Raw genomic sequence first — 9,314 nt, forward strand, 5'->3', positions numbered from 1 at the left:
CGCTGGGATTTTGGTTTGTTGAGTACTACGCTGCCTGCTAAGTTGGCGCCGTAGGAATACACTACTGTTTGCAATCCTAGGCTGCCATTGTAAATGCGCTCCCGGTAAGAGCCAAAAAGGCTGGCGCTGGCGCTGTTGTGGCCTGGCAGGGCCAGGGGGGCGCTCAGCTGGCCGGTGCTGCGGGTGCCGGAGCGGAAATTGTCGGGATTGAAGGTTGAAAGGCTGGCCAGGGCGTTCAGGGACAGCCAGCCCATCGGCAGATTTAGCGCCGCCAGCAGGCCGAACATGTCAGCGAGGGTGGCTGGCTGGTCAGTGTTGGGGTTGGCCAGGCTCTCGCCAGGCAATACGTAGCTGTTGGTGTTGCCTTCCAAGGCCCGTTGCAACATGAGTTGCGGTTGGAGCCGCAGGCTGCCGTTGCGCCCGAGCCTGATCGGATCGAGGTTGTAGCCGATAAAGAAGCCATCGCGATCCTGGTTGTCGGTATCGGCGGCCCAACGTATTTCCTCCTCGCCAATGGTGGTGTTGACGATCGCAGGCAGGGATACCTTGCCATCGAGCAGTATCTGCGCCCTGCGACCCTTGATCTTGGTTACCCCTTTGTCGTCCATGACGGCCACCACCTTGCGGGCAATGCTCCAGGAGGCCGCAGGGGTGAAGGGATCGTTGGTGAAGGCCATCTCTTCGGCTGTCCAGCGCTTGGCCTGAATTTTTATCTGGGCGCCCTGGAAGCGCAGACGGCTGACCTTGCCCCCCTCGACAGAGGGTGGACGGTACCCATACCCAGCACTGTTGAGTGAATCGTTGGTGTCGATAACGGCGTCAAGATTGATCTTCAGCTGGGTGCCCCAGCTTTGTTGATAGGCCACGTTGCGCACCCTCTGCTCAGCTGCAGTGAGCTGTTCCGGATCGCCCGCGCCCGCTGCTAGCGGCTGCGGCTTGGCTGGGGTTTCGCCTGGCAGGGGGCCAAAGGCCACAGATTCGAGCGCCTGGTTCAAGCTCAGCGCAGGCCTGATGAATTCACTGCCGGGGCAGCCGGCCGGGGGGGGCATGGTCGGCAGGTTGGTGCGACCAGGGGGGATAAGCCGCACAAGGCTTTTTTTAGCCGGGTCGGCCACCAGGGGTGGACAGACAAAGGAAGGCTTTTGGGCAACGGTTGGTTGGTCACTTAGCAGGGTGTCCTGGTCAATGACGCCGTAGACATCATCCAATTCACCGGTCCCTTCCAGTTCGCTGTAGCGCAGCCGGCTGGCCTGAAGATATTGATCCCCCTTGCTGAGCCGCACCTGGCCAGATATGTAGATGCTGCGACTCTTTTCTGCCATTTCCACCCGCTCGGCCTGAAGCAGCCAGCCGTTGAAGCGAGCTTGCACATTGCCCGTGGCCACGAAGCGATTCAGTTGCTGGTCGTAGCCCTGCTGGTCGGCCCTGATCACCACAAAGCTCGGGGTCGGCTCAGCCGATGGGGCTGGAGCAGGGCCGGCCCCCTGGCCTTGGGGGCTGGGCTTCTCTGCCGCGAGGCTGGCCCCACTCAGCAGGCTGGGCATCAGGATCGCGGGTAGCGCCAGCAGGGCCAGGTGGCGGCGCGATAGGAGTCTCCAGCTAAAAAATTTGGCCGGGAGGTTCAAGCCAAGTTGCATTAGCCCCAAGGCCTGATTTGCGTTGAATTTGCCTGGGCAACTGGACAGCACATGCACACGAAGGCTCTCCGGATAATCGCCCTATTGGCGCGATTATTCCATAGAGATCCGGCGGCCTTGGGCCCCAGTGGTCAGTCTTCGAGGTCTTTGCGGCTGGGGGTGCGGCTGGGATCGCTTGCCAGGAAGCCAAACACGAAGATCCCGATAAAGAAGAAAACGACCGAGTAAACCGAGATCTTGAGGGCGAGCATGGTTCGGCCTTGGGGAACGGCGGGCGGGTGACAGGGAGTGACAGGCGTTTGGGGGAGCCTGCTCGACCCCGTGGTGGCGGGGTCATCCTATGGGTCTTGGCTTGCTATCCAACGATGCCCGAGGCCCCTCCACCAGGGCAGCCCCCGAGGATTGAAACGTTTCAGTCACGTTCGCAGCCCCGTGGAGCCCGATGGGATCTGCAGCCGCTGTGGAGCTGGCCGCAGGCCGAGGGTGGCCAGGGCCAGGCCCTGGCCGATCCCTGGGGGGCCCTGCATCGCCCCGACTGGCACTCCCGGGGACTGCTGATTTGGCCCCGGGGTGGCCAGTGGCGCCGGCTGAGGCTGGAGCTGGCCTGTCCGGAACCCTGGCGGCAGCTCCAGGTTCCCGCTCGGGTGGCCCAGGCCCGTCTGGTGTTGCGCTGGTGGGCTGATACGGCCGAACTGCGGGTGGATGGCCAGGTGGTGCATGGCGGCGATCTGTTTGATACGGCCTGTCGCTGGGTGTTGCCCCAGCGCTGGTGGCAGGGGGAGGCCCTGCTGATAGAGCTGCGGCTGCGCAGCCCCCTCCACGACGACGGGGCCCTGATCGAGAGTCGCCTGGAGCTCGAACCCCTGGATCCGGCCGATCCCGCCGGCCTGTTGGCCGAAACCAAGGCTGAGCTGGCCCAGCTGCGGGCCGGCCAGCCGCTGCGCGGTGGCTTCCACCTGCTGGGCCACGCCCACCTGGACCTGGCCTGGCTGTGGCCGGTGGCCGATACCTGGCTGGCGGCCGAGCGCACCTTCTCTGCTGCGCTGGATCTGATCGAGCGCTTCGGCGAGCTCCATTTCGCCCACTCCACGCCGGCCCTCTACTCCTGGTTGGAGCAGTACAGGCCTGAGCTGTTCACCCGCCTGCGCCGGGCGGTCGCAGCCGGTCGGTTCGAGCCGATCAATGGCCCTTGGGTCGAGAGCGATTGTGTGTTGATCAGCAGCGCCTCGCTGTTGCGCCAGTTCCAGCTGGGCCAGCACTACAGCACCACCACTTTTGCGGAGCTGGAGCACGCCCTGGCCTGGCTGCCGGACAGCTTTGGTTTCGCCGCCGGTCTGCCGGCCGTGGCCCGCAGCACTGGCGTGCGTTGGTTCTGCACCCACAAGCTCTTCTGGAACGCCACCAATCCTTTCCCCCACAGGCTGTTTCGCTGGCGCAGCCGCTGTGGTGCCGAGCTGCTGGCCCTGATGACTGCCCCGATCGGCACCGATGGGGATCCGCTGGCGATGGAGCGCTATCGCCTGGCCTGGCAGGGGGCGACGGGGGTGGACGGGACCCTCTGGCTGCCTGGGGTTGGCGACCATGGCGGCGGCCCTACGGCAGAAATGCTTGAGCAGCGGCGGCTCTGGCAGCAGCAAGACGAGGCCGCACCCCAGCGGCACGGCAGCCTGCGGGCCTACTTGGCCGAGCTCGAGCCGCTGGCCCGGCGGTTGCCGGTGTGGCGCGATGAGCTCTACCTGGAGCTGCACCGGGGCTGCGCCACCTCCCGTCCCGATCAAAAGCGCCACAACCGCACCCTGGAGCGCCTGCTGAGGGAGGCGGATTTGGCCCAGGCGCTGGCCGGTTCAGGCCCGCCGGTTGCCTGGGAGACCCTGCTGTTCCAGCAGTTTCACGACATCCTGCCGGGCACCTCGATTCCGGAGGTGTTTGACCAGGCTGAGCCCCAGTGGCGGGCCGCCCGCCGCCGCGCCTGCTTCCTAAGGGATCGGGCCCTGCAGGCCTGGCTAGGGCCCTGCCGGGGCTGGTGGGTTGCCCAGCTGCAGCCCCTGGCAGCTCGGGCCCGCACCCTGAGGTTGCCAGCGGGCCGCTGGAGCCATGCCGGCCTTGAGCTGCCGGCCCAGGCGGCCCCTGGTGGCGGCCAGTGGCTGCAGTTGCCTGCTCTGGCCGGGGTGGATGCCCTGGAGCTGGAGCTGGAGCCGGAGCTAAAGCTGGAGAGCAGGGCCGGATCCCCCGCTGGCGTGACAGCGCCCGTGTGGGTTGAGGGCTGGCGCTGCGGCAACGGATTGGTGAGCTTTGAGCTGGGCCCCCAGGGCCTGGAGCAGCTCTGGGATGGCACGGGCCAGCCCCAGCTCGGGGCTCCCCTGGCCTGGCGGCGCTACGCCGATCGGGGTGAGTTCTGGGATGCATGGGATATCGCCGCCGACTACCGGGAGCAGCCGCTGGAGTGGGATTGGCAGGGCGAGCCGACCTGGCTCGAGCGCGGACCGCTCTGCACCAGTTTTCTGTGGCGCGGCTGTTGCGGTGCCAGCCGGCTGCGGCTGGAGGGGCGCTTGCTGGCCAACACCCCCTGGTTGGAGTTGGTGCTGAGCGTTGATTGGCGCCAGCGCCACGAGTTGCTGCGCCTGGAGGTCCCCCTGGCCCAGCCGGCGGACCGCTGGGCTGCCGACACCTCCGGGGGGGTGCTCGAGCGGCCGGCCCAGCCGGTCACGGCCCGGGAGCGGGCCCGCTGGGAGGTGGCGGCGATCAGCTGGATCGCATCGGTGCCTGCCGATGGGGGTCTGGCGGTGTTACTCGATGGCCCCCAGGGGGTCTCGGCGAGCCCGAGCCAGCTGGGCGTGTCCCTGCTGCGGGCCCCCACCTGGCCTGACCCCGGCGCCGACAACGGCCGCCAACGGCTGCGGCTGGCCCTGATGCCCTGTCGCCCTGGCTGGGGCCGCGCCGGGGTGCCTCAGCAGGCCGTGACCTTTCGCGAGCCCCTCTGGCTGCGGCCGGCGGCGGTCCAGGCCAGGCCCGCCCCGCGCCCGGCCTTGCCCTGCCTGGGGGAGGGTTTGCTGCTGTTGGGCTGCCGGCCCTCGGGGGCGACAGCAACCATGGTGCTGACCGTGCAGAACTGCTCCCCGTGTCGCCGCCGCCTGGAATTGGGCCCCAATTGGCGGTTGATGCAGCGTCTCGATGGGCTGGAGAAGCCCTTGCCCCTCGATCAGCTGCCAGGCGGGGATCCCTGCTTGCTGCTGCCCTGGAGCATCGGTTTTTGGCGCCTCTCAGTCGTCCCTCAGTCGTCGTGGTCGTCAAAGGGGTCGGTGAGGCCCTTTGACGGGGGGCCGAAGGCTTGATATACCCCAAAACCGGTGAGGGCTAGGAGCACCGCCAGCACGGCAAGGGCCACGGAAAGGGCCGGTGAGCTGGTGGTGGTTGGATCCATGGCTAGGGAAAGGTGCAGGTGTCGGGTTGCGTCACAACTCTCGACGCCCCAGCGCGGCAGGGCGCTCAGGGCCCTTACAGTAACGGCAGCGATTCAATGCCCGAGGGGCTTCAGCAGTCATGGCCCAACGCACCCGCCTCGGCGACATCCTGCGGCCACTCAACTCTGAGTACGGCAAGGTTGTTCCCGGTTGGGGCACCACGCCCGTGATGGGCATCTTCATGGTGCTGTTCCTGGTGTTCCTGCTGGTGATTCTCCAGCTGTACAACAAGTCCCTGCTGCTCGAGGGCATCACGGTCAACTGGAATGGACTTGGCTGAGGCCGCGGCCATCCCTCCCCTGCCAAAACCGGCTCCATGAACATCTTCGGCATTGGACTCCCCGAAATGGCGGTGATCGCCGCCATCGGGCTTCTGGTGTTCGGGCCGAAGCGCCTGCCGGAGCTAGGAAAAACCCTGGGCCGCACCCTCAAGGGTTTCCAGTCGGCCTCCTCCGAATTCGAGAAGGAATTCAAATCAGCTATCACTACTGCCGACATCACCACTTCTGACATCACGACTGCCAACCTGTCCGAGCTTCGGCCTGGGGAGATTCAGGCAGTTGGCCAGTCGGTTGGGCAAGCCGTTGGCCAGTCAGTCGGTCAGGTGGTTGAGTCTGAAGCTTTGGGGCTGCCCCGGCCTGTTGACGGCCCGCCCGCCTGAGCTCGGGTGATTGCGACCAGTTCGGCCCTACAGCTGGTGGCAGGTCTGGGTAACCCCGGGGCCAACTACGCCGCCACCCGCCACAACGTTGGCTTCATGGCCCTTGAGCGGTTGGCCGCCGCCGCAGGCTCCTCCTTTCGCCAGCAGACCAAGCTGCGCGGCCTGCTCGCCGAGGTGGGTCAGGGTGCGGCCCGGCTGCGCCTGTTGATGCCCCAGACCTACATGAACGAGAGCGGTCGCTCGATTCGTGCCGCCCTCGACTGGTTTGGCCTGGATCCGACCCAGCTGCTCGTTGTGGTCGATGACATGGACCTGCCCCTGGGCAAGCTGCGGCTACGGGCCAGGGGTAGTGCGGGAGGCCACAACGGCCTGCGCAGCACTATCAATCACCTCGGCACCCAGGATTTCCCCCGGCTGCGCATCGGCATCGGGGCCCCCGCCCAGGAGCCGGCCGAACGCCGCGCCCAAACCATCGGCCACGTGCTGGGGCGCTTCAGTGCCGCTGAGCAGCCCCTGCTGGAGGCGGTGCTCAGTGAGGTGGAAGCGGGCCTTGGTCTGATTCAGCGCCTGGGCCTGGAGCGGGCGGGGAATCGGCTCAACGGTTTTCAGCCCCACGGCACGCCAGCATGAGTCGATGGCCCCGCTACCCGCCACCACTGCCCAGCTCCGCGTCCTGCATCAGAGCTTCAGCCAGCGGGTGCTGGAGGGAGAAGTCAGTGCCGGTGGGTATCGCTGGAGTTTCCGCTGGGCGTTTGACCGCGGCGAGCTGAGTGTGGAGCCCTCCCTGGGGCGGGCCCTGATCCAGGACGCCTTGCTGCGCTACCTGCTCAAGGTGGATTACCAGCTGGAACCCGGCGGTGACTATGTGTTCACGGTGCGGGCCCGTTTTTAAACCCATTGGGTGGCCACTGGCGCAGCACCTCGCCGTTGCGGCGCTGCAGCGGTTCCCCCAGCCAGCGTTCCACCAGCAGCTGGGCTACGACGTCGTCAATATCCCTTGGGGGCAGCCGCAGGCCGGCGGGCAGTAGGCGCATCCAAGGGTTTGGCGGATCCAGCTCCCAGTAGCGCTGGCGGGCGGCCAGGCTGCTGCCGCGCTCATCAACCAGGGTCAGCTCCAGGTTGAGTTGGCGCAGTAGGGGTCGCCAGGTGTTACTGCCGGTGCCGTTGCCCAGAATCACCCTGGCCAGGCCGCGTTGCTGCCAGGCCTGCAGCAGGCCCTGGCTGGCTGGAGGAGGCAGGATTGCCGCCTCCAGCACCTGCCCCTGGGATGAATCGGCCAGCACCAGGCCACATTTGCTGCTGCCTGGGTCGAGACCGGCGATCAACGCGGATGCCTGCATGCCGGTCATGGGCGCCGGGGCCCCCTCGGGATGTCGTCCGCCGGCGGTCGCAACCAGCGCAACTCGACTGCAATCGGATCGGGGGTGTCGGCATCGCGCAGCACCACGGCTTCCAGCTGCACCACCTGGCCAGCGGGTCTTTCGCCCAGGGCCCGACCCAGTTGGTTCAGGCTGGCTGCGTCGAACTGCAACCCCTCCACCAGCGTGCCCTGGCGCTGGGCGCGGGCATAGGCCGCCGCCAGCAGCAGGTTCAAGCGGCGGTTGATGCCATCTGGGCCGGTGAGGTCTCCCTCCACCGTGGTGCTGGCCAGCACCTCGCCGGCCTTGACCACGGGTCGATTTGGCCGCAGGTCGGGGAAGGCCAGCACCTGGCGCTCCCCCCGCAGCACGTTGGCGGCCGAGAGGATGCTCACCACCCACCGGCCGGGCTTGGCGAGCAGATCCTCCAGTTTGGCTATGTCGTTTCTGGGCACCAGCAGGATCTGGCGATCCGGTGGTTGGCCGGGTAACACCCGGCGGAAGGCGTTGATGTTTGCCTGCTGCAAAAGGGCCGTGATCACCTGCTGGGCTTGCTCGGGGCGCTCCAGGGCCACCTTGGCGCTGGAGAGGATTTGCCCGCTGGTGATCACCACATCGCCGCGGCGCAGGGCGATCAGGTTGCTTTCCAGATCCTTGAGCTCTTGGGCTCCCGCCGCAATTCGCTTGCGCACCTGGCTCAATTCGGCCTCGGTGCGGCCAATCTCCGCGTCCCGGTCCCGCACCTCGAGGTTGAGCCGGGAGCGCTCCTGCTCCAGGCGATTGCGCTGGGCGATCAGGGGGGCCAGTTCCTGCCGCAGCTTGCTGGCACGGGCCTGGGCCTGCTCAAAGCGCTGCTGGGCATCTCGCTTGCCCTGTTCGGCTCGGTTGAGCTCCAGCTGGCTGCTGGCCAGCAGGCGACGACTGTTGGCCAGGCGCTCCTCCAGTTGGTCGAGTTCAAACAGGCCCGTGCGCAGGCGCTCGCTCACCAGCAGCATCAGGCCGAGGGAGATGGCACTGATCAGGCTGCCGGTGAGCACCGTGATCAGAACGGCGGTGTTGCGGGGCCGCAGCCTGAACAGGCTCAGCCTTGCCTTGCCCACCCGGCTGCCCAGACGGTCGCCCAGGTTGGAGAGCACTCCGCCCAGCACCAGCAGCGTCAGGATCAGCAGCCAACCCGTCACGTGCGTCTGCAACCGGCCCCAGTATCTCCGGAGTTCAGCTGAAGCGCTTGGCCAGGGCGATGGGATCAAACACCGTGATCTTCTTACGGTCGATCTGCACCAGGCCGTCGTTGCGCAGATCCCCGAGCAATCGGGTGATGGTCACCCGGGTTGAGCCGATCGCTTCGGCGATGGCCTGGTGGGAAAGACGCAGATCAATGGTGATTCCTTGGCTGCTGGGAACCCCAAAGTCGCGGCAGAGCACCAGTAGGAAACTGACCAGCCGCGAACTCATGTCCCGGTGGGTGAGGGTTTCGATCATCGTTTCGGTCTGCAGAATCCGCGAGGAGAGACCTTGAAGCAGCAGTAGCCCCACGCTGGCATCCTGTTCGATCGCCTTGCGCACGGACGTCGCCGGCGCGGTGACAATCTCCACCCGGGTGAAGGCGATGGCGTGATAGAAGCGATCTGAGCGCTGGCCCGTGAGCAGGGAGAGGACGCCGAACAGGCTGTTCTCGCGCAGCAGGGCAACGGTGATCTCCTCACCGGATTCGTAGACCCGCGACAGGCGCACGGCACCGCGGCGCAAAAGATAGACCCGTTCGGCCGGATCACCGGGGAAAAAGATAGTTTTTCCCCGCTCTATTGTTTCGGCAGTGCTGCCGGCCAGCCCGCGGATCACTTCCTGCAGGGTGGGACCCGCCTGGCTGGCACTGCCCATACCCGCCACCGAACCAGGGGCACCCGTGGTTGGAGTGTTGGCGGTACGGCTGAATCCGTGAGTAGCGCCAACCATTATGGCTCTGGCATATCTCGGGACCTTAAGGATCGCCTGTGGGGATCCCTGTAGCAATACACACGGTTTCCTGGCTCTCCCCCTGGGGCGACGGGCGTTGGTACAGGTGTTTCCGCTAGGGATGGGGTCGGATGCTTGTGAAGCGACCCGATGCCGCTACATTCAGCTTCGCGCAGTCGCCCATCAGTGGCTGTCGTTTCTGGGAGTCCATGACCGCCAGCTTGCCCCTTGCCGCCCTTGC

The 9,314-nt window shown here is 66.4% G+C and carries 10 protein-coding genes and 1 pseudogene; 5 read left to right on the top strand and 6 right to left on the bottom strand.

Features of this window, described 5'->3' with window-relative positions; translation table 11 throughout:
* Positions 1-1,544, bottom strand: a 1,544-nt coding sequence (locus tag KBZ07_RS11680) for a DUF3769 domain-containing protein (RefSeq protein ID WP_254931779.1), incomplete at its 3' end; no start/stop codon positions are given.
* A 224-nt stretch (positions 1,545-1,768) separates the two neighbouring features.
* Positions 1,769-1,888 carry a photosystem II reaction center protein I gene (locus KBZ07_RS11685; protein ID WP_006172424.1) on the bottom strand — a complete coding sequence of 40 codons (120 nt, stop codon included), beginning with the start codon at positions 1,886-1,888 and terminating at the stop codon, positions 1,769-1,771.
* A gap of 114 nt (positions 1,889-2,002) precedes the next feature.
* Here KBZ07_RS11685 and KBZ07_RS11690 point away from each other — a divergent pair, with 114 nt between their 5' ends.
* Complete coding sequence (locus KBZ07_RS11690; protein ID WP_254931780.1) at positions 2,003-4,969, top strand: glycoside hydrolase family 38 C-terminal domain-containing protein; 2,967 nt, start codon at positions 2,003-2,005, stop codon at positions 4,967-4,969.
* On the opposite strand, the gene psbN is transcribed toward KBZ07_RS11690, so the two are convergent.
* Positions 4,909-5,058 carry a photosystem II reaction center protein PsbN gene (gene psbN, locus KBZ07_RS11695; protein ID WP_197147890.1) on the bottom strand — a complete coding sequence of 50 codons (150 nt, stop codon included), beginning with the start codon at positions 5,056-5,058 and terminating at the stop codon, positions 4,909-4,911. The two genes, KBZ07_RS11690 and psbN, sit on opposite strands and share 61 nt — an antisense overlap.
* A gap of 119 nt (positions 5,059-5,177) precedes the next feature.
* Here psbN and psbH point away from each other — a divergent pair, with 119 nt between their 5' ends.
* The 4 genes and pseudogenes from psbH (at position 5,178) to KBZ07_RS11715 (ending at position 6,651) form a co-directional block, all read left to right on the top strand.
* Positions 5,178-5,378, top strand: a complete 201-nt coding sequence (gene psbH, locus KBZ07_RS11700) for a photosystem II reaction center phosphoprotein PsbH (protein WP_190388692.1) — start codon at positions 5,178-5,180, stop codon at positions 5,376-5,378.
* A 36-nt stretch (positions 5,379-5,414) separates the two neighbouring features.
* A pseudogene (locus KBZ07_RS16330) lies at positions 5,415-5,571 on the top strand (TatA/E family twin arginine-targeting protein translocase); the annotation flags it as partial.
* A gap of 197 nt (positions 5,572-5,768) precedes the next feature.
* Positions 5,769-6,389, top strand: coding sequence for an aminoacyl-tRNA hydrolase (gene pth, locus KBZ07_RS11710; RefSeq protein WP_254931784.1), 621 nt, complete (start codon positions 5,769-5,771; stop codon positions 6,387-6,389).
* A 4-nt stretch (positions 6,390-6,393) separates the two neighbouring features.
* Complete coding sequence (locus KBZ07_RS11715; protein ID WP_254931782.1) at positions 6,394-6,651, top strand: DUF3146 family protein; 258 nt, start codon at positions 6,394-6,396, stop codon at positions 6,649-6,651.
* On the opposite strand, the gene KBZ07_RS11720 is transcribed toward KBZ07_RS11715, so the two are convergent.
* From KBZ07_RS11720 to ntcA, 3 genes are read right to left on the bottom strand one after another with little or no spacing between them, the layout of a single operon-like run.
* Positions 6,629-7,108, bottom strand: coding sequence for a resolvase (locus KBZ07_RS11720; protein ID WP_254931783.1), 480 nt, complete (start codon positions 7,106-7,108; stop codon positions 6,629-6,631). The two genes, KBZ07_RS11715 and KBZ07_RS11720, sit on opposite strands and share 23 nt — an antisense overlap.
* Positions 7,105-8,298 (bottom strand): DUF3084 domain-containing protein, encoded by a 1,194-nt coding sequence (locus KBZ07_RS11725; protein WP_254931785.1) that lies wholly within the window; start codon positions 8,296-8,298, stop codon positions 7,105-7,107. Before KBZ07_RS11725 ends, KBZ07_RS11720 begins: the two co-directional genes overlap by 4 nt.
* Positions 8,299-8,332: 34 nt before the next feature.
* The gene (gene ntcA / locus KBZ07_RS11730) at positions 8,333-8,998 is read right to left on the bottom strand and encodes a global nitrogen regulator NtcA (RefSeq protein ID WP_370594404.1); all 666 of its coding nucleotides are present in this window, start codon (positions 8,996-8,998) and stop codon (positions 8,333-8,335) included.
* Between the last annotated feature and the right edge of the window lie 316 nt (positions 8,999-9,314).

The sequence above is a fragment of the Cyanobium sp. BA20m-14 genome (assembly GCF_024346295.1).